At 41.6% G+C, this 21,945-nt stretch carries 15 protein-coding genes; 11 read left to right on the top strand and 4 right to left on the bottom strand.

Annotation, left to right across the window (positions count from 1 at the left end; all coding sequences use genetic code 11):
* The first annotated feature begins 1 nt into the window (after position 1).
* From astD to KUL10_RS05095, 10 genes are all read left to right on the top strand, one after another.
* Positions 2 to 1,474: a succinylglutamate-semialdehyde dehydrogenase gene (gene astD, locus KUL10_RS05140; RefSeq protein ID WP_110427829.1), complete on the top strand. Its 1,473-nt coding sequence runs from the start codon at positions 2 to 4 to the stop codon at positions 1,472 to 1,474.
* Positions 1,475 to 1,490: 16 nt separating this feature from the next.
* A complete protein-coding gene (locus tag KUL10_RS05135) occupies positions 1,491 to 2,297 on the top strand; it encodes a DUF1338 domain-containing protein (RefSeq protein ID WP_110427828.1) in 807 nt (268 codons plus the stop codon).
* Positions 2,298 to 2,753: 456 nt separating this feature from the next.
* On the top strand, positions 2,754 to 3,563 hold the full coding sequence (locus tag KUL10_RS05130) for a formate/nitrite transporter family protein (RefSeq protein WP_110427827.1): 810 nt from the start codon (positions 2,754 to 2,756) through the stop codon (positions 3,561 to 3,563).
* Positions 3,564 to 3,701: 138 nt separating this feature from the next.
* On the top strand, positions 3,702 to 4,157 hold the full coding sequence (cynS, locus tag KUL10_RS05125; protein ID WP_199509190.1) for a cyanase: 456 nt from the start codon (positions 3,702 to 3,704) through the stop codon (positions 4,155 to 4,157).
* A gap of 26 nt (positions 4,158 to 4,183) precedes the next feature.
* Positions 4,184 to 5,917, top strand: coding sequence for a bifunctional protein-serine/threonine kinase/phosphatase (locus KUL10_RS05120; RefSeq protein WP_110427826.1), 1,734 nt, complete (start codon positions 4,184 to 4,186; stop codon positions 5,915 to 5,917).
* A 165-nt stretch (positions 5,918 to 6,082) separates the two neighbouring features.
* Complete coding sequence (locus KUL10_RS05115; RefSeq protein WP_233499730.1) at positions 6,083 to 7,111, top strand: 2-hydroxyacid dehydrogenase; 1,029 nt, start codon at positions 6,083 to 6,085, stop codon at positions 7,109 to 7,111.
* A gap of 140 nt (positions 7,112 to 7,251) precedes the next feature.
* On the top strand, positions 7,252 to 11,241 hold the full coding sequence (locus KUL10_RS05110; protein ID WP_110427824.1) for an ExeM/NucH family extracellular endonuclease: 3,990 nt from the start codon (positions 7,252 to 7,254) through the stop codon (positions 11,239 to 11,241).
* A 35-nt stretch (positions 11,242 to 11,276) separates the two neighbouring features.
* On the top strand, positions 11,277 to 11,828 hold the full coding sequence (locus KUL10_RS05105; protein WP_110427823.1) for a cohesin domain-containing protein: 552 nt from the start codon (positions 11,277 to 11,279) through the stop codon (positions 11,826 to 11,828).
* Between the two features lie 208 nt (positions 11,829 to 12,036).
* Positions 12,037 to 14,226 (top strand): M3 family metallopeptidase, encoded by a 2,190-nt coding sequence (locus tag KUL10_RS05100; RefSeq protein ID WP_110427822.1) that lies wholly within the window; start codon positions 12,037 to 12,039, stop codon positions 14,224 to 14,226.
* A gap of 156 nt (positions 14,227 to 14,382) precedes the next feature.
* Entirely contained in the window at positions 14,383 to 16,380 is a 1,998-nt protein-coding gene (locus KUL10_RS05095; protein WP_110427821.1) for a S9 family peptidase, read from the top strand.
* 133 nt (positions 16,381 to 16,513) lie between these two features.
* Here KUL10_RS05095 and KUL10_RS05090 read toward each other — a convergent pair whose 3' ends face one another.
* On the bottom strand, positions 16,514 to 17,110 hold the full coding sequence (locus KUL10_RS05090) for a GNAT family N-acetyltransferase (RefSeq protein ID WP_110427820.1): 597 nt from the start codon (positions 17,108 to 17,110) through the stop codon (positions 16,514 to 16,516).
* Positions 17,111 to 17,138: 28 nt separating this feature from the next.
* Complete coding sequence (locus KUL10_RS05085) at positions 17,139 to 18,320, bottom strand: serine hydrolase (RefSeq protein ID WP_110427819.1); 1,182 nt, start codon at positions 18,318 to 18,320, stop codon at positions 17,139 to 17,141.
* Between the two features lie 222 nt (positions 18,321 to 18,542).
* On the opposite strand from KUL10_RS05085, the gene KUL10_RS05080 reads away from it, so the two are divergent.
* Positions 18,543 to 20,033, top strand: a complete 1,491-nt coding sequence (locus KUL10_RS05080; protein WP_158525321.1) for a winged helix-turn-helix domain-containing protein — start codon at positions 18,543 to 18,545, stop codon at positions 20,031 to 20,033.
* A 5-nt stretch (positions 20,034 to 20,038) separates the two neighbouring features.
* On the opposite strand, the gene KUL10_RS05075 is transcribed toward KUL10_RS05080, so the two are convergent.
* Positions 20,039 to 20,929, bottom strand: a complete 891-nt coding sequence (locus KUL10_RS05075) for a PD40 domain-containing protein (protein ID WP_110427817.1) — start codon at positions 20,927 to 20,929, stop codon at positions 20,039 to 20,041.
* A gap of 127 nt (positions 20,930 to 21,056) precedes the next feature.
* The gene (locus tag KUL10_RS05070) at positions 21,057 to 21,905 is read right to left on the bottom strand and encodes a trypsin-like serine protease (protein ID WP_110427816.1); all 849 of its coding nucleotides are present in this window, start codon (positions 21,903 to 21,905) and stop codon (positions 21,057 to 21,059) included.
* Positions 21,906 to 21,945: the final 40 nt, after the last annotated feature.

Raw genomic sequence — 21,945 nt, 5'->3', positions numbered from 1 at the left:
TATGAACACACACACACATTATATTGATGGTACTTGGATAGCTGGAAACGGACACGCGATCACGTCAATTGACCCAGCAAAAAACCAAGTTATCTGGGAAGCCACTTCTGCAAGTATTGAACAAGTAGATCTAGCGATTAAAGCCGCTCGCAAAGCTTTTTTAACATGGCAGCACACGTCACTGGATTGGCGATTAGACATTATAAAACGATTTGCAACTCTGCTGACCGAGCATAAAACTGAGTTAGCAAAGATCATTGCCAAAGAGACTGGAAAACCCCAATGGGAAACAGCGACCGAAGTAGGTGCAATGATAGGTAAAGTGGCAATTTCTGAAAAAGCGTATCACGAACGCACTGGAACAGTTAATAACTCCATGCCTGTCGGACAAGCAGTAATAAGACACAAAGCGCATGGTGTGGTGGCTGTATTTGGTCCGTATAACTTTCCAGGCCACCTGCCCAATGGCCATATCGTACCTGCATTAATTGCCGGCAATACAATTGTCTTTAAACCAAGTGACCTGACACCGCTAGTCGCGCAAGAAATGGTTAAGCTGTGGGAAAAAGCAGGTTTACCAGCAGGGGTTCTTAACCTAGTTCAAGGCCAGGTAGAAACAGGCAAGGCGCTTGCGTCTCACCACGGCATCGATGGGTTGTTTTTTACAGGGAGTTCGCGAACAGGCAAAATTCTACACGAGCAATTCGCAGGTCATCCAGGCAAAATCTTAGCATTAGAAATGGGCGGTAATAACCCCCTCATCGTGAAAGATGTTGAAGATACCGATGCGGCTGTACACGATATTATTCAGTCTGCATTTATTACCTCAGGACAACGTTGCACTTGTGCACGTAAATTATATTTGCAGAACAATGCACAGGGTGACCAAATCCTAGCGAGACTTATTGAGGTGACTAGACACATTAAAGTCGACCATTATGATGCAAATGAACAACCTTTTATGGGCGCGATGATTTCGAGCAACGCTGCCGCTGCAATGGCAAGTGCACAAGCCGAATTAATTAAAATGGGGGCGACTTCATTACTTAGCTTGGTACATAGAGACCCCACTACCGGATTTGTGACTCCCGGCATCATCGATGTCACTTCTATCGAATCCAATATGCCTGATGAAGAGCACTTTGGACCGTTGTTAAAAGTTATTCGCTTTGATGATTTCGATAAAGCGATTGAAAGCGCGAATAAGACTTCATTTGGGCTGTCAGCAGGATTACTAGCTGATGATAAAGCAGATTACGATTACTTCCTTGCTCGCATAAGAGCCGGCATCGTGAATTGGAATCGTCCGATAACCGGAGCGAGCAGTGCCGCACCATTTGGCGGAATTGGCGACAGTGGTAATCACAGAGCCAGTGCATACTATGCTGCCGACTACTGCGCTTACCCCGTGGCCTCGGTCGAATTAGAAAAAGTGACACTTCCAACAACACTGAGCCCTGGCTTAACACTTTAATCATTGAGAAACACACATGCACAAAACGATAGAATCTTTGTTTGCAGGATTATGGCAAGACTATATTCAAATCACGCCTAGCGCGTTCAATATTCATGAACTGCTTGGTAATACATCGGGGCAGTCGGATATAGTAAATGATCACATTGCACTTCGTACGTTTAATTTCGAAAAAGTGAACATTGAAAAGCTCGCCAAACATTTTGTTAGCCTTGGTTATGAGCAAAAAGGCGAGTATAACTTTGAGGCAAAAAAACTCAGTGCAATTCATTTAGAGCACCCCAACCCACTTGCTCCCAAAGTATTTATCAGTGAATTAAGAGTTGAAGAGTTAAGCGAGGCATCACAAGTTATCATCAAAGCTATGGTGGAACAACTTGATGAACGAACGCTTGATAACGAAAACTTCCTGTATTCCGGCACTCACTGGGATGTATCAATAGCCGATTACAAGACCCTTAGAGATGAATCAGAATATGCAGGTTGGATGGCTGCTTGGGGATACCGAGCAAATCATTTCACGGTATCCGTAAATCATCTAAACTCAATAAACGAACTCAAAGAAGTGAATAACAAACTGATCGAAGCTGGCTACAAAATGAATGAATCTGGCGGTCTTATTAAAGGCGGTCAAGACGTATGTTTAGCGCAATCCTCAACCATGGCTGATACTGCAACTGCAAAGTTTGCAGACGGTGAGTTAAGTATTCCAAGCTGTTTCTACGAGTTTGCACAACGTTATAAAATGTCAAATGGCGAGTATTATCAGGGATTTGTAGCAGCATCTGCTGATAAGATATTCGAAAGTACAAACGCAAGTTAAACCAGTATGTCAATCGGGGAAGCAAATGCTTTCCCGCCTTATTCCCAACCAAAGTTACCGCACTTAAGAAGTGCGTAGCGGTTTAACTTGGTTCACTTCTCAATCAATTTGATCACTATTCAAAAGAAGTAGCTCAACAAGCGAAAATCTTAAATAATTGATTTAATTATATTTTTAACTCTTTCATAAAAAAACACTGCTGATGGCTTGATCTATGCAAATAGCAAGTTGAACCAGCCCGTATATGTTGTACGGGGCTTGTGATAAAAGGTTCAAATCGACAACGACGTCCATAAACTTACTGCTTGTTTGCCAGTAAAGTTATGGACGTTTTTTTTGCTCTCGCATTTTCCAACGGAAAACGCATAAAACAAACTAGCTTAAAGCCTTTATAGATGATCCAAGTAATCTAAGCGCTAACAGCTAAATAATATCGACAGATATCAAGGAATCAAAATGTCATATCTAGAACCTTCTGAATTCGCCAAGAAAATGGTAGACCAAGGCGAACAAAAAATATTCATGTCAACCAAAGACACACTTGTTAGAGCTTTTATGGCCGGTGCAATACTCGCGCTTGCGGCCTTTTTTGCCATAACAGTTATCACCCAAACCGGTAATGCACTCATAGGCGCAATATTATTCCCCGTCGGTTTTATTATGCTTTATTTAATGAAATATGACTTGTTAACAGGCGTATTTACACTTGTACCACTGGCGGTTATCGATAAGCGCCCCGGATGCACAGTGAAAGGCATGCTGAGAAACTGGGGCTTGGTCTTTTGTGGAAATTTTGCTGGCGCGTTAACCACTGCATTTTTTGCATCGTTCATTTTGACCTATGGTTATCAGATAGACGGTGGTGCTGTAGCAGCTAAAGTAGCCACTATCGGTGAATCAAGAACTTTGGGCTATAAAGAACAAGGCGTATTGGGTTGGTTTACAATTTTTATTCGCGGCATGCTTTGTAACTGGATGGTATCAATGGGTGTGGTTGGAGCGATGATCTCGACATCAGCTGGTGCAAAAATGGCGGCTATGTGGATGCCAATTATGCTTTTCTTCTACATGGTTTTCGAACATTCAATCGTTAACATGTTTTTATTCCCATTCTCAATGATCATGGGTGGTGACTTTCATTTGATTGATTACTTCATGTGGAATGAAATTCCGACTGCGCTTGGTAACTTAGTGGGTGGATTCTTACTGGTAGGCTTACCAATTTACCTTACTCATGTGCGTGAAACTAAAAAGCGTGCAGCGTAATCGCTTGATAATCAATGTGAATCGCGTTGATAAATAAAGTGAGCGGGTAAATTAGAAGGATTTCAGATTTGCCCGCTATTAAATTCACGCCAACACATCGCAAGCGAACAACTTAAAGCATTTATGTGGAAAAATACTATGACAACACCAATAACTAGAAATGAAGTGACGGAATTAATCATATTACAAAAGCAATTGAAGAACCTCACATGGCCACAATTAGCTGACATTGTCGGTCAAAGTAAAGAGTGGACAACTGCTGCCCTACTCGGGCAAATGACTTTGACCGCGGATCAAGCTTCGAGAGTAGGACTAGCACTTGAGCTACCAGAAGCAGCTGTCGCTCAACTACAAGTTGTTCCCTACAAAGGCTCGTTACCTACAGCTGTGCCAACTGACCCATTAATTTATCGTTTTTACGAATTGATCAATGTATACGGTACCACTTTCAAAGCACTTATCCATGAAGAGTTCGGAGACGGAATCATGAGCGCAATTGATTTTGATATGGACCTAAGTCGGCAAGAAGATGCAAAAGGTGATAGAGTAAAAATTACCATGACGGGTAAGTTCCTACCCTACAAAAGTTACTAAAAACAACACATGAAAAAAGAATCACCATGCCTAGCCAATTAAGCGTATCGGTTGGGCAGTATTCAGATAAAGGCCGTAAGCCAGAAAACCAAGACTTTCAAGGCGTAATGATCCCGGCTGAACCTCAGCTTTCAACAAAGGGAATAGTGGCTGCTATTGCAGATGGTATAAGCACAAGTCAAGTCAGCCATATTGCAAGCCAAGCATGCGTGAAAAGCCTGCTAGAGGACTACTACTGTACATCCGAGACTTGGTCAGTTAAACAATCTGCCGAAAAAGTACTAAGTGCAAACAACTCTTGGCTATATTCACAAACCGATAAGAGTGAATACAAATACGATAAGGACAAGGGCTATGTGTGTACGCTCAGCGCACTGATTCTCAAGTCAACAACGGCTTATATCTTTCACCTAGGCGACAGCCGAATTTTTCATTTTAGAGCTAATAAACTTAGTCAACTGACAGAAGATCATCGCACTTGGGTCTCTAGTCAACAAAGCTATCTTGCGCGCGCAATGGGTATTTTTCCTCAACTCGACTTAGAACATCATTCACTAAAGTTAGCTGAAGGCGACATCTTTATACTCGCAACAGATGGTGTATATGAATATCTAAGCAAGCAGGATATGCAAGAAATCATAAATGACAATTCGGATGATTTAAATTTAGCAGCTAAACAATTGGGAGAACGCGCATTTAAATTAGGTAGTTCAGACAATCTAAGCGCCCAAATCATTAGAGTTAATAACCTACCCAGCGAAGACGCTAAAGAGCGCATAGAGCAACTATCAACCCTAAAGTTTCCACCTATATTAGAAGCTCGACAAGAATTTGATGGCTTCAAAATACTCAGAGTATTGCACTCTACTGCTCGAAGTCATGTATATCTAGCGCAAGACTTGTCTTCAGATCCACAACGGTCTTTTGTTTTAAAAGCCCCCTCGATTGCATTAAAAGAAGACGCGGCGCATTTAGAACGATTTTTAATGGAAGAGTGGATAGCAAAACGCATTAATAGCGCGCATGTTCTCAAACCGTGTGATGCAGGACACAAGCGGAATTTTCTTTACACCACGTTTGAATATATAGAGGGGCAAACTCTCAGCCAATGGATGCAAGACAATCCCAAACCCAGCTTGCAAAGCGTACGCGATATTATTGAACAAATCGCCAGAGGGCTAATGGTTTTCCATCGCTTAGAGATGCTCCATCAAGATTTGCGCCCTGAAAATATAATGATAGACCAAAATGGCGTTGTCAAAATAATAGACTTTGGCTCCACAAAGGTCGCAGGTTTGATGGAAATGACCCAAAGTACTGAGCATGAAGATATTCTAGGCACCGTTCAGTTTACTGCGCCTGAATATTTTTTAGGAGAGCCAGGTGCCCCCCGTTCAGACTTATTTTCGTTAGCCGTTATCTGCTATCAAATGTTAACGGGTAGATTACCCTATGGAAGTGCACTGCCAAGAGCAAGAACAAAAGCGGCACAAAGCAAGCTTAGATATCGCAGCGCTTTGCATGATGAGCGAGAAATACCGGCTTGGGTAGACGATACTCTAAAAACTGCTTTACACATAAATCCTCTAAAACGCTATCAAGAGTTATCAGAGTTTGTTTTTGATTTAAAACAACCAAGCAATTCATTTTTAAGGAAAAATAAAGCCCCTCTGATGGAGCGAAACCCAGTTGTATTTTGGCAAAGCACATGTATCTTTTTAATTCTTGTTATTGTTTATTTGCTGAATACAAATAACTAAGAATAATGTGCTAAATTGAGTTTGCTTCTCAACTAGTTAGCGAGTAAAAAGTGAATGGATAATCAACAACGACTTAAGGATTTACAGGCTAAACTTGACGCTTTAAATGGTCTTGACGAACGCTTATACGAGCAGCTGTCGGAACACTTATCTAGCGAAATAGATATGCAAAATTCATCAGATGACTCAGGTGTCAAAGTCGCTATGTTTGACACAAAGACATACGATAAAGAGTATTTCGATAAACTCAATCCTCAAAAGATACAGTTAAGAACCATCGCAGCTTCCCTTAATGAACAAACGGTTGACCTTGCTAAAGGGTGCGAAGTCGTTTGCATATTCGTCAATGATAAATGCGACGCCAACACGGTTATGGCACTTGAAAAAATTGGCGTTAGGTTGATTGCACTTCGTTGTGCAGGTTTTAATAATGTTGATTTAGAGGCATGTAAGCGCCACAACATAAGCGTCGTACGAGTGCCAGAATATTCTCCTCATGCTGTTGCCGAACATTCTGTGGCACTGATGATGATGCTTAATCGACAATTGCACAAAGCGTATATGCGAAATCGTGCTGGTCAATATGTGTTGGATGGGTTAGTCGGCTTCGATATGTTTGGCAAAACGGTCGCGGTATTGGGTACAGGTAAAATTGGAGCATGTGTCATCGAGATTCTAAGTGGTTTTGGTTGTAAAATCCTAGCCTATGACAAATACCCAAACCCTCGATTAGGCGAAATGAGTAACGTTGATTACACGTCCATTGAAAACATCATTAGCGCAGCCGACATTATCACTCTGCATATCCCGTTAAGCGACGAATCAAAACACATCATTAACGACGCAGCAATCGGTAAGATGAAGCGGGGTGTCATGCTTATCAATACTAGTAGAGGGGGCCTTGTCGATACATCCGCACTCATTAGGGGACTAAAAACGGGCATCATAGGTAGCGCAGGTTTAGATGTTTACGAAGAAGAAGCAAACATATTTTTTCATGATATATCCAATCAAGTACTAAATGATGAAGTGTTTGCTAGGTTAACAACCTTTAACAATGTGATTATTACCTCTCATCAGGCTTTTTTAACACAAGAAGCACTATCAAATATTGCTGAGACAACAATTGAGAATATTTTAGAATATGCCGCGGGAAAACGTTTTGATGAGTTGAGCAATTCAGTTGTTTGTTAAAGGCGCCGTGTTTAGTTCTATTCTGTAAAGTTGTTTGCTTAATTCAGAATCGTCAAAAATTTGTCATTTTCCTGTCATGTTTTTCCTAGACCCTCATACAGCTAAAAAATCTAACGACAACACTTCTCAAGGGAAACAACATGAACGTGAAATACACGAGTTTGTTCGCGCTTCTTTTGGCGGGAGCAAGCCATGCTAGTCCATTCATAAATGAATTGCATTATGACAATGACGGGGCTGACGAAGGCGAAGCAGTTGAAATAGCGGGTCCTTCAGGCACAGATCTAAGTGGCATGAGTATAGCTTTATACAACGGTAATGGTGGTACAGTTTACTCCACCATTTCGCTATCTGGCGTGCTGTCAGACCAAAGCAATGGATTTGGTACACTTTCTTTTTTCACATCAAGCTCAATTCAAAATGGTAGCCCTGACGGACTTGCTTTAGTTGCTTCAGATGGAAGCGTTATTCAGTTCTTAAGCTACGAAGGTCAAATAACTGCAACCGATGGGCCAGCCAATGGTTTAAATAGTGTAGATATCGGTGTATCAGAGAGCAACTCAACCCCCGTTGGCCATTCGTTGCAATTGAGCGGCACTGGGTCGCAGTATTCAGATTTCACTTGGTCTAGTGCAGCGGCTAATACTTTTGGCTCTGAGAATAATGGACAAACATTTACGACTTCCGATGGTAATGATACTCCCGACCTTGGCTTTGTATCAGGCAGTGCATGTCAAATTTCTGATGGTACATCTCAATGTCCAGATCTACCCTTCATCGTCGACATTAACGCATTCAATTCGGTTGAATATTACGCAGCGGTTACTACTGAAATTTCTTTAAACTCGGCTCCCTCAGTGATTCTTGGCGTCCTGAGCGATACTGTTACTCAAGGTCAAAAGGCCTTAAATTACAATGAAGTATGGACAGGTCTTACTTACACTGACGAAGACCCGAATAATACCGACAATGTATTGCTTTGGTATAGCAATCGCTCACAATCTAAGCTGACCAATGGCAGTGGCTCGGTTGCATCAAGTAATGGTGATAATTGGAACAGAGAACACTCATGGCCAAGAAGCCATGGTTTTAACTCTACATCACTGATGGCACACAACGACCTACACCACCTTAGAGCAACCGATATTTCAATCAACGGCGAACGCGGTAATCTTGATTTTGATGCGGGTGGGACTGGCTTAACTGAAAGTCCAATCAATAAGAAAGACAATGATTCATTTGAGCCGCGAGACGCTATTAAAGGTGATGTTGCTCGTATGATGTTGTATATGGATATTCGATACGAGGGGCTTGATACAGATGGTACCCCAGACCTTGAACTCGTCGATCGTTCTACCTCTACTGATGAAGCGAAACTTGGCTGGTTGTGTCGTTTAGTTGAATGGCATCAAGCGGATTTAGTTGACGCATCAGAAACACTCAGAAACAACCGAATTTACCAGTTACAGGGCAATCGTAATCCTTTTATTGATAATCCAGAATGGGTTAGCCTACTGTATCCAAGTGATGCTTGCAGCACGACAGGTGGCGGTGATGATGGCGATACCGGGGACGGTGATACCGGTGGGGACACGGGTGGAGATACAGGTGGAGATACAGGTGGAGATACGGGTGGGAACAACAACAGTACTGTTTTCATCAATGAACTACACTACGACAATGCCAGTACAGATACCGGTGAAGCAGTTGAAGTAGCAGCGTTAGCAGGGACTGACCTTTCAACCTTCAGTATTGTATTCTACAACGGTAGCAATGGTTCTTCATATGCGACACTTAACCTTGACGGTATCGTGCCCGATTTAGACAATGGTTTTGGTGTCTTGTCTTTTGCTCAAACCGGCATACAAAATGGTTCTCCTGATGGCTTAGCATTGGTTGACCCTAATAATAATGTCATTCAGTTTCTGAGTTATGAAGGTTCATTTACCGCAAGCAACGGCCCCGCACAAGGACTCACAAGCGAAGATATTGGTGTTTCTGAACTAAGCAGTACACCTATTGGTGAGTCACTCCAACTATCAGGCAGTGGCACTCAATACACCGACTTTTCTTGGCAAGCACCTGCAAGTTCTACATTTGATTCGATCAATAACAATCAATCCTTCGGTGATTCGAATGGAGATGTTACGCCCCCTATTGAAATCGGAATGTGTGGCGAAGATGCGACCTTAATCAGTACAATTCAAGGGGAAGCGCTTGAGTCTACTCTACAAAACGAAACGCATATAATTGAAGGAACGGTAACTGCCGTTTATGAAAATTTTAGTGGTTTCTTTATTCAGGAAGAAGCGAAGGATAGTGACAATGATGACGCTACGTCAGAAGCAATATTTGTTAATTATACTGCTAGCGAAACATTACCAACAGTCAATACAGTGATTAGGTTGCTGGGGCAAGTTTCCGAAACCTTTACAAAAACGACCCTCAATGCCAGTGAGCCAGAGGTTCTTTGTACAGAAGCAGAACCCACAATTTTACTCACTGAATTGACCTTGCCATTTAGCGATGAGAATCAAACCGAGGCACTTGAAGGAATGGTAGTAACAGCTTCACAAGATCTGGTAGTCAGCGAAAATTTCACCTTAGCTCGATTTGGTCAAGTAACCTTATCTAGCGAGCGTTTGTTTGTGCCGACTAACCTATTCGCTCCCGGCTCAGAAGGAGCGGTTCAGCTAGAAACGAGCAATGCTTTGAATCAAGTTATTATGGATGATGCATCAAATGAACAAAACCCGGATGTAGTCATATATCCCACGGGAGGTTTGTCAGCGAACAATACACTTAGAGTGGGCGATACAGTGAGTAATTTGAAAGGAATAGTCGATTTTGCTTTTGGAAATTACCGTATTCTACCTTTAAGCGAACCGACAATAATCGCCACTAATACGCGAGAGGCTTCGCCAAGTTTAGCTAAAGGGAACTTGAATATTGCAAGTTTGAATGTACTCAATTACTTCACAACCCTAAACGTTACTGGTAATCGTTGCGGACCAAATCAAAACTTTACCTGCAGAGGCGCAGGTTCTGAACTTGAACTTGAACGACAAAAAGCTAAAACGGTGGCGGCTATTGTTGAAATGGATGCAGATATTCTTGGGCTAATGGAAATCGAAAACAATGGTTTTGGAGAAGGCTCAGCGATTCGAAGCCTCGTCAGTGAAATCAATACTGAATTAGGCGAGCCGGTTTATGATTTCGTCTCGCATGAGCAAACTATTGGTAGCGATGCCATCACTGTCGCGATGGTGTACAAACCCGCAAGCGTTTCACTAGTCGGCGACGTCAAAATCTTAGACAGCTCAAACTCAATAAGCGATGAATTCGGCACTCTATTTAACGATGGTAATACACGACCAACCATGGCGCAGAAGTTTTTGCATACACAAAGCGGTAAAGAGCTTGTCGTTGCAGTTAATCACTTCCGTTCAAAAGGAGGAAGCTGCGATGATGATGAAGGGACTTTGTTACTCGTCGACGATGACTTAGTAAATGGTCAAGGCGCTTGCAACATTACACGTGTCAGAACATCTCAAGCGGTACTTGCCTTCCTTGAAAGCGAATTTGGCACCGATATCCCCAGTCTGATTATTGGTGATTTAAACGCTTATGCTAAAGAAGATCCGATTCGCGCATTAACCGATACTGGTTACACTAATCTTATTGAGCGTTTTGTTGGTGACGACGCCTACTCTTACACCTTTGGCGGTGAGTTTGGTTACCTAGATCATGCCTTGGCAAACGCTGCCGCGCTTGATTATGTAAGTGATGTAAGTGAATGGCATATTAATTCCGATGAGCCTGTTGCCTTAGACTACAACGTAGAGTTTAAGACGGAAGCGCAGATCGCAAGCTTCTACTCACCTGACGCTTTTAGAATGTCAGACCATGATCCAGTGCTTATAGCGATGCAGCTACAAAACGACGCCGTGCGAGGTGACTTCGACGGTGACGGTGATGTCAATATTATTGATATTCGTGCATTCATGAGAGCCATCATTTCACGTCAGGAAATCGATATTTCATTTGATTTGAATGACGATGGGAATATCAACGTGCTTGATGTACGAGCCATGTACAGACTATGCACAAAAGCTAGATGTGCAAGTTAACCCTACTTTTTGATCACAATAATGAGAAATATTAAATGAAATTTTGTAAACAACTTTTTATCGCTTTGGCACTTTGTTTAAGTTTTCAAGCAACTGCAAATGAGATCAAGATCAATATTGACGAATCTGAGTTCACTCTTGGGGAGCAGTTTGACGTAGAAATTGAACTCGCAGATTTAGACTTTTTCGATACTTTCGAATTCTACCTGTCGTTTGACGCAAGTATTTTTGAAGTCGTAATGGGCACTGATTCTACAACTCTTCCAAATGATGGAGTGGATAATTTGTTTGATTTTTTTGCTTCCCCTGGCGAAGTTGGATTCTCCTTTTTAAGCTTTGTTAACTCATTCGATGGTAGTTACCTAATCAATTTTTCCATGGAAGCAATCGGTACGACCGATTCACCAAGTGAATTGTTTTTAGATGTTGAAGTATTCGAAGACGTCTTTGCAGGTGAGGTTCTTACAATAGATAGCACTGCGACTAAGTCTTTAACAGTTAACGCTGTTCCAATACCAACGCTAGCAGGAATGATAGGGCTTGCGACTTTGCTGCTTGTTGGTCGTCATCGTCAGCAATCAAAATAAATAAGCAAATAGTCCTTTTTATAGTTTAAAGCACAATAAATGATTCACGTTATTATTTATTGTGCTTTTTTATTGATGACAGAGCTAACTTTCAAAATCTAAGAACGTAACGATACTCACATTTCGACACCTCAAAAATTGTCACTTAACTAATCCACTTTACTGTAAATAAACGTAGACATACTTATCGAAAATAAGAGGATAAGTAATGCCATCAATCGAACTAAAAAGAAGTGGTTTAGCGCTAGCTATCGCTATTTCACTATCTTTGAGCGGATGTTCAAAACAAGTAGACGACACCAATGCAAACGAAACAAGTATAACGGCAAGCGATGTCGATCAAGCAGCGTTAGCCAGCAATCCTTTCTTTCAGGATTGGGATACTCCGTTTAATACTCCACCCTTTGGCAAGATAAAAACAGAGCATTACAAACCTGCATTTCAAGCAGCAATGAAAGAGCACAAAGCAGAAATTACAAACATCGCGAATGCCGACAGTACGCCTGACTTTGACAATACCATCGCTCAAATGGAGCTTGCTGGTGCGCGCCTAACACGCGTCGCTCGTGTATTTTTTAATGTCGCAAATACTGAATCTGATGATGATATCCAGTCGTTACAACGCGAGTTTTCACCCATGCTCTCACGTCACAATACTGAAATCACAATGAATCCAGATTTATTTGCACGCGTGAAAGCTGTTTACAACAAGCGTAACGAAAGTAATTTAAACGCTGAACAACTTAGACTACTAGACCGCGTTTACGATGAGTTTGTGCGTGCAGGGGCTAATCTAGAAGGCGAAGAAAGAGAGCAATTTGCTCAAATCAACGAACGCCTTTCAAGCTTAACCACTTCATTTGGTCAAAATAGTTTAAATGATGCTAGAGCTTTCACCTTAACGCTCGAAGAAACCGATTTAGAGGGTTTACCTCAATCGCTTATCGATGCCGCTGCAGCGCAAGCAAAATCGCGTGGATTAGAGGGTAAGTACGTGATTACGTTGAATCGTTCAAGTGTCCAACCCTTCTTGCAATTTTCTGCGCGCCGAGACCTGCGCGAAAAGGCGTTTAAAGGCTGGGCAATGCGCGGAGACAACGACAATGAGTTTGACAACAAGGCAAATATTCAAGAAATCGTGGCCCTTCGAGCACAGCGCGCCAAACTATTGGGGTACAAACATCATTCGGACTTTGTTTTATCTGATGCGATGGCAGGTACACCACAAGCTGCAATGGATTTGCTATTAAAAGTTTGGGAGCCAGCAGTTGCAAAAGCTGAGCAAGAAAAACAATGGATTGAAGAAGTCATGGCGCAAGAAGGAGTAGAGCACAAGCTTGAACCTTGGGATTGGCGCTACTATGCAGAAAAAGTGCGCAAAGCTAGGTTCGACCTAGACCAAGCTGAAATTACTGAATACTTCGAGCTTAATAATATGATCGATGCTCAGTTTTATGTGGCAAATAAACTGTTTAGTTTGAGTTTTGAAGAACGTCAGGATGTGCCTGTATACAACGACGTAGTTCGGGTTTGGGAAGTTAAAGACGCTACCGGCAACTCGCTTGGGCTTTTTTATGGCGACTACTATGCTCGTGAGACAAAACGCTCTGGTGCATGGATGAGTGCATTTAGAACACAACAAAAATTAGCAGGTGATGTTAAGCCGCTTATCTTAAACAATATGAACTTGAACAAGCCGGCTGATGGCGAACCCACACTTATGACCTACAGCGATGCAGTGACCCTGTTCCATGAATTTGGTCACGCTTTACACGGCTTACTATCAGACGTAACCTACCCGACGCTTGCCGGTACAAGTGTTCCAAGAGACTGGGTTGAATTCCCAGCCCAAATATACGAGCACTTTATTGCACAACCTTATATGCTCGAAAAGTTTGCGCGTCACTATAAAACAGATGAGCCCATGCCATCAGAGCTTATCGAACGCATAAAAAGCGCCAGTACCTTCAACCAAGGCTTTGCGACCGTCGAATTTACGGCGTCAGCCCTAGTAGACATGGCTTACCACCAGCTAAGCACGGTTGAAGACTTAGATATTCGTGCATTTGAAGATCGCGTATTAAGCGAGTACGGTAAACCTGAAGAAATCATCATGCGCCATAGAAGTACCCACTTTGGGCATATCTTCGCAGGCGGCTATTCATCTGCCTATTACGCTTACATGTGGTCTGAAATATTAGACGCTGATGGCTTTGATGCGTTTCTTGAAGCTGGCAATATATTCGACAAAGAAACGGCAGATAGACTCAAAGAGTTTGTATTCAGTACTGGTGATACCATGGAATACATCGACGCTTATAAAGGGTTTAGAGGTCGTGCGCCAACTACCGATGCATTACTCAGAAATCGTGGGCTTGATAGAGGTACCTCGGAATAGTTTACTTGTAGCGTCAAATTAATTCTGTGAGGCATAGTGCCTCACAGGGTTTTTATTGGCCGTAAATTAAGTTATGCTTGTTGGGTAACTCAATATCTCTAATGGATAGAGTGTTTTGTTTAGCTGTACCCTTCTAATTAAAAAGGACTTTATCTCATGCTTTCACGCTTGTTTGTTTTTCTATTTCTATTAATTACCAGTCTATCTAATGCCGTTGTGGCACAAGTACTACCCATAAATGCTTTCTCTAAGCACGGTGACTACCTTGACATGAAGTTGTCTCCAGATGGCAAGCATTTACTTGCAAGAACCCGAATCGAAGGTCGTATTGTCATGTTTTTCTTCGACAGTAAAACAATGGAGGTAGTTGGTGGCGTCAAACCACCCAACAACGACGAGATTCACTCTGCCACATGGATCAATAACGAACGTATCGTCTACCAATACCGAGAGAAAAGTATTGAATTCGACCGTCCCACTGCGACAGGCGAATTATTCGCTGTCAATATCGATGGCACGAAGGCAAATATGCTGTTCGGTTATCGAGCAGGTGAATCAACCACTGGTACTCGTTTAAAAAAACGAGAAGCAACAAGGGCCAGCGCTGAGATCATTAGCCCATTAATAAACGACAAAAAATACATTTTGATCGCTGAATATCCCTTTTCAACGCAAGGTAAATACTTAATTGATGACAGAAAGCGCCAACCCATCATTAGCCGATTAAATGTATACACTGGCACAAAGAGAAAGCTAGAAGTCATTCCTTACGCAGGCGCAAAGGTCTTCGCGACAGACGAAGGTGATATAAAGTTCATTCGATGGATTGATGATGAGTTAAACGTAAAGTCAGCGTACCGAGAATCCCAAAAAGATGATTGGCAAGTGTTTGAAGTCTCAAACATGAACGATTTAGCACCAATTGCACTGAGCAATGACGGAAAAACAGTATTTTTGACGGGTGATATTGGTGCGCAAGAGCTCAATACTATTTATCAATTTAATCTAGAAACAAAGACCCTTACTTCACTGTTCGATAACCTAAGTGCAGATATAGAAACTTATAATTGGGACCCAGAACTCAATATGCCCGTTGTCGGCGAGAGTATGCCGTCGAAAGTTAAGTACCACTATGCACAAATTGATGGTGTTAAAGTCAAAAGCCGAACGGCAACTTATCATAAGTCTCTAGCGGCCGCGTTCGCGGGTCAACGTGTTCTCATCCAAAGTCAAAGTGAAGACGGAAAACTCTTACTATTGCATGTAAGCAGCGATATTAACCCGGGTGAGTATTACTTATTTAACACCCAATCTAATAAAGCTGACTTTGTATGGGCTAATCGTTCATGGTTAGATCCGCGAATGATGAAACCTAAAACCCCCATTTCATTTACGTCTCAAGATGGTTTGGTAGTTAATGGCTATCTGACCTTGCCAAAATCAGACACTCAAACAAGCCATCCGCTGGTAATAATGATCCATGGAGGCCCATACGGAATCCGTGATGAATGGGATTTTGAATCTGAAACACAGTTACTTGCCAACAGGGGATTTGCCGTACTTCAAGTCAATTACCGCGGTAGCGGTGGCTACGGTGATAAGTTTATTCGCGCAGGTCATCGCCAATGGGGCGGTTTGATGATTCAAGACATGCTAGACGGCATTGCACATGTCGTTAACGAGTATCCCGTTGACAAAGAGCGTATTTGCGCATATGGAGCAAGTTATGGTGGATATGCAGCGCTCATGTTAAGCGTAAAAGCGCCCGAGCTCTTTAAATGTACTGTTGGCTATGTTGGCGTATATGATATGAACTTTATGTACACAGAAAGCGACATTCCTACTAATACCGGAGGTCTAGCCTACCTTCACCGTGTAATCGGCACCGACCAAGACGAACTATATGCATACTCACCTGTAAACTTTGCAGATAAGATAAAAGCAAACGTTATGCTTATTCACGGTAACAAAGACATTCGTGTATCTGTTAAAAACTCTGAAAAAATGAAGGCAAATTTAGAAGCTGCTGGAAAACAAGTTGAATACTTAAATTTCAGTAAAGCAGGCCATGGCGTATATGGCGAAGCCGAGCGCGAAGACTTATACACTAACCTAATCCGCTTTTTAGAAGATAATTTGATGGTATCTAATTAATTAGTTAGATAAAAAGCCCAAAGAAACGATGTAGAGCAATAAAATTAAGAAACCTATATTTCTATATTTTATTGCTCGTTGTCTTTGACACCAGATCTTGGCCTGCCAAATAGGCTTGCAAATGCCAAGAGCGCTATTTGACAATCGCACCTGTCAACTTAAACGCCAAATTCTGCTTAACCGCCAACCACTCCGAATTAATAATAGAAAATACAACAGTATCTCGATAGCCGCCATTGGCTAATTTTTGATGATTTCTAAGCACACCGTCTTGCTTGGCACCTAACCTTAATATTGCAGCTCTTGAGGCTTGATTATGCCAATTGGTGCAAAACACAACGGCAATGGCCTTGAGCGTTTCAAATGCATGGGTTAATAGTAATAGCTTACATTCAGTGTTACACGATGTACGCTGAAAACGTTTACTATACCAAGTGTATCCAATTTCAACGCGCTTATTACTTGCATCTGCGTTACAGAATCGAGTAGAGCCAATAATGTCACCCGTAGATTTTTCTACCACTACAAATGGCAAAGATTGACCTCTCGCCTTTTGGTCGAGTGCATTTGAAATATAATCCTCAACTTTTTCAGTACTTGGTACAGAAGTGAACCATAAATTCCAAAGTTCACCATCGCTCGCAGCTTCTAATAAGGGAGCAGCATGCGATTTTGTTAATGGAATCAGTTTTATTGTTGTTGATTCAAGCTCGACGTCTGTTAACCACATTTTGTTCTCCTGAGCACTAATAGTATTTTTAATTCGAACGTACAGCTTTGCGAATATACTGATACATCTCTTGCTTGGTATCATACTCACTTGAGCCAGAAGCTCTTTCCCAATTACTGTTAATTGCGATAACTAAAGACGCATCAGGGTCAATAAACAAACCTTGCCCAAAAATGCCGCGGCCTTGAAACGTACCATCATGTGATGTCCACCATTGATAGCCGTAGCCACCTTTATCGCTGCCTGTTTCAGCTTTGACAGAAGTCGCCTGTTGCCACCATGTATCCGGAACGATAGCGTCGGTTTGACCATTAATTTGTTCAAGTACAAACTGGCCAAACCTAAGGACATCTTTGGTCGTAGCTTGTATGCAACAGCCTCCTATTTCATTGCCCGTTGGGCCCAAAATCCAAGATGCATCTTGCTCAGCTCCGATGTTTTGCCATATCTTTTCTGACAAATACGCTGACAATGATTTACCGGTTGCTTCAACAACAAGTAGCCCGATTAAATTGGTTTCGCCAGTGCTATAAAGCCATTGGCTACCAGCAGGAGCGGCTCTTTCTAATTTGCGCATATAACTTGCTGTTGCATCGACACCAGCGTCGGGTGCTTCAAAGTTAAAGCGAGATACGTCTGAGCTTGGATCGCTGTAATCTTCATTCCATTTAACGCCTGACGTCATTGTGAGCAATTGCTCGATACTCACATCGTCATAAACACTTCCTTTCATTGAGGTAATGTAGTCACTGACTTTGTCATCTAATGTCTTTATGTAACCATCTTTTATCGCAGCGCCAACTAAGGTTGAAGTGAATGATTTAGCCACAGAAAAGCTTGTCCATTTTTCATCTGGCGTAAACTCTAAGCCATATTCCTCAAGAACGACTTGTCCATTGTGCATCGCAATTAAGGAGGCCGTTCGGTTTTGCTGCATAAATTCACGAATGTAATGCATGTCAATTTCTGGAGCACTCACCTTTTCAAATTGACGCACCGCTTGGCCTTTTTGAATCATGTTATAAGGCAAGACTTTAAGCTTTTCGATAGCTCTAAACCCTGCGTCGCGTTGTTCGGTCGTCCAAAACAGAACGTTTTCGTTGGCAGGTGGATTTAGAATGAGGTAGCGCACGCTTTTATCCATGCTAAACCATGCAATAGTGCTTGCGGTGATGATGACGACAAGGGTAATTAGGATCCACTTTTTCATTGTTTGGCTCTTTTTTTTATTATTTTGGCTTGGTTTAGTTTATGGGTATGTGTTTGAGTTAACAAGCTTTGGCTTGTAGGAGTAGGGGTAAATTCCACTCCCGACGTCTTTCATTTTTAATAACGCGGCATAAGGAAATGTTTTTCGGCTGGACGCTTTCAATGTGATAACATTTTCTTAGTGTTGAACGCTTGCCCGAGTACTCGTAATCAGGAGTGAATATTGTCTTTACGTGAACATGTTTGTGAATTAAATAGACAGACAGGTGAAGTGCTAATTAACGGTCAGGTTATCGTATTAAGACCGAAAACATTTGAGTTATTATGTTTGTTAGCATCAAACCCAAAAGCCATTCACTCCAAGTCTGAAATACTGTCGACAGTATGGCATGGTGCTGTTGTTGAAGAACAGGTGATATTTCAATCCATAAATGAAATAAGAAAAGAAATAGGCTTACCTGAAGCCATCAAAACTTATCCACGCAGGGGTTATAAATGGGAAATTCCCATATCAATCATTAATGACGGTTCGGTCGTACCGGCCATCAATACACCCAAAGTTAAGTTAAAGCAGGCAGTCAAATCTCCTGTTGCTTTGATTACTGTGTTCATTGTTACTTTGTTGATTACTTTTCTCGTCGTAAACAAAAATCCTTCAATTAATCGAAACGAAGATCTCGTGCACAAGGGTATTCTTATTTTACCGTTTGATGTTTCGTCCATGAACGAACATCAACAATGGCTCAGATACGGTGGAATGGAAGGGTTGATTAGACGAATATCTCCGAATAAAGATATGACTGTTTTCCATCTTGAAGATGTCATTGAAATACTAAACCGAATTGATGTAGGTGAACGCAGGGATATCATTAAAATTTTTGCCAAGTCTGGTGCTTCGCATATATTGCAAACTTCTTTAAGTGGAAATCCAGGTGAATTCAATGTTGTTTATACAATTTATAGCCGAACAAACCGAATGACACACACGGTTCAGGCGAACACTATTGAACATGTTTTCACGTCGCTGGTAAACATATTTGAAGAAGCCATTGGAGAGAATTTAGCGTCAGAATTTAATGTTTTTGATCAAGGACTGCAAAACGACTTAATCGCCAAGGCATTGAAGTTTTTAGAGATAGATGACCTGACGTCTGCCTTGCCATTTATACAAAGTGCAGTGATAAATGACCCGGATAACATTCTTGCTTCTTATCTCCTGGTTAAGATTAATATGGAGTTAAATCAAATAGATCAGGTATTGGTAGCCGTTGATACCGCGTTGGGAATAGCTGAGAGGAAGCCACTCGGAGAATATAAGCATCGTCTGCAATACTTCAAAGGTGCTGGGTTAGCTGCATCAGGAGAGTTAACTCAAGCTGAGATGACGCTATTAGAATCGAAAGACCTAGCCAGAAAGAACAATGACTGGCTTTACTATGCTTATAGCCAGTCTATTTTGGCGAAAATCAAACTTATCCAAAATCAACATCAGGAGGCCTTTACTCTTTTGCAATCAGCGCTTGAGTATCAAACATTGCTGAATTGCCCAATGGGCATTGCACAAGGCTATCTGGATTTTGTTGATTACTATCTCAAAACAGGAAATCAATCGATAGCCCGTCAGGAGTTTAAGAAGGCAGAAACACTAGCTCATGAAAAGAACTTAATACAAATCTTGCCCCTACTATCTGAAATAAAGAATACGTTTGAGTAAATTTACTATTGTGATTTAAGTCTTAGTTCCTCTATGACCTTTGCATCAGCCCAATAAATATCGATATCTAGAGGCTCTTCACTTATGGTTCTATTGAATAAAATGTACTTACCATCTGGCGTGACTGATGCAAAGAAATCACTCTTTTCTGAATTTATACTAGATCCCATGTTGATTGCGCTCCCCCATGAACCATCATTTTGCTTGAAGCTGATGTATAGATCGGAGGCGCCATAGCCATCTTCTCGCTCGCTATCCCATATTATGTAACTTTCATCAGGTGCTATAAGCGGGTGTGCTGTCCATTTTCCAGTATTAAATTGAGCTCCTAGTTTTATAGGTTTTTCTCGCTTTCCATTGGTTATTTTAGAAATTCTTAGTTCATCTATCGTGTAATCATCAAACACATAAGTGCCCTTCGATGAAGCACTAAGACGCATAATTCCATATTCTTGTCGATCAAACACAGGCCCTAAACTTTTGAAACCTGACCACGCCTCGTCAATTCTATCTCTGTAACCTTTGGCTAAGTGCATTCGTTGCCCATCGGAAGAAAATACTACTTCACCGTGTCGAGGAAGTTCCACAAACTTGCGCCAAACATCACCTGTTTGTCGGTAACCAATGATGAGTGAACTAGCATCTTTTTCTTTAGTAGTTTTGTATTGTCTTGGGTCGATGGTGTAATAAAACTCTTTCATCCCTGGAGCAAAGACTCCGTCAAGTTCCCAGCCTTCTCTTGAAACAGTATTTGGCGCAAACTTTTCCGCTGTAATACCTGGAGGTGTTTGCCCTAGATAAGGGCCCGTATAAATGGGGAATTCTTCAAAACTAAATACCTGAGTAGAGACTAATACCGATAATACGCTCAATAAATACGTCATCATCTTTCTCATTTTAAATCCTAATTTAAGTTACAAGTAAACATAAAGGCTACATTCCAAAATATGTCTATACCAAAATATTAAAGTGGATAATTGAAAACCAAATTTATATGGAGAGACTACTCCATCGTTTAGATTTTCAACTATCAAAGCCGATTTTTTTACATATTGCTGACAATTTGTCTTTTATACGGTCATCCGCAAAGCGGTGTTGAGTAGTGTGACTTTTAGTGTATTTGTGGTTGCCTGCCACTATATTGTCAATCCATGAGGCTTGATAAGAAATTCTTGAGTAAATTTCGTTTACACCATACTCGCCCACGTTTAAGGTAGCTGCATCAGCACGAGAACTAACGCCATAAAGATAGTAATGACCATCGATCACTTTATAAGCCGGTCCACCGCTATCGGCATTACCTGAAACGCCTTCTAATGGAAGTGCTTTATCACCTTTGTCAAAAACGAAAAAGAGTTCCTTCTCACTTGTTTTTTCGATTCGATTTTCGGCTTTTCTTAATATGCCTTTGTTTACACTCATCTCAGGGTCAATCTGACCTGTTAAACCCGTACCTGTTGCACCGGCCCCAATAAACCATACGTTTTGAGTTGATTCATCGCTGTTTCTGTAGAGCTTTGCAGGTTCAATACCCGTAACGGGTGATTTTAGTCTAATGAGTGCAATGTCATTATCCTCTCTGATTAAATAGCCCGAATGCGTAAAGCGTGAATCTACTTCTACAAATTGATCTCCAACCTTAATTCTGTCCCCTTTTTCTATACAGAAAATAGCGTGGCCTGCGGTTACAACCCATGACGGGTGAATTAAGGTACCGTGTACACCAATTTTGTACAACGTCGCCAGGGGAGGAAAATCCTTCATAGATGCATGGTATTTATTTTCGTCCACATCATGCCTAACCACGATACTGTTTGCTTGAAAAACAACCACTGCTAGAGCTAAACCTAGAAAAGCCTTAGTGAAGTTCACCTGCTCACCTCTTGATTGAATGTGAAGTGTCTTAAAAACA

It is taken from the genome of Glaciecola sp. KUL10 (assembly GCF_003203515.1).
Taxonomy (GTDB): domain Bacteria; phylum Pseudomonadota; class Gammaproteobacteria; order Enterobacterales; family Alteromonadaceae; genus Glaciecola.
The sequence above is the reverse complement of the archived record's forward strand: the minus strand, read 5'-3'. Positions and strand labels throughout refer to the sequence as shown.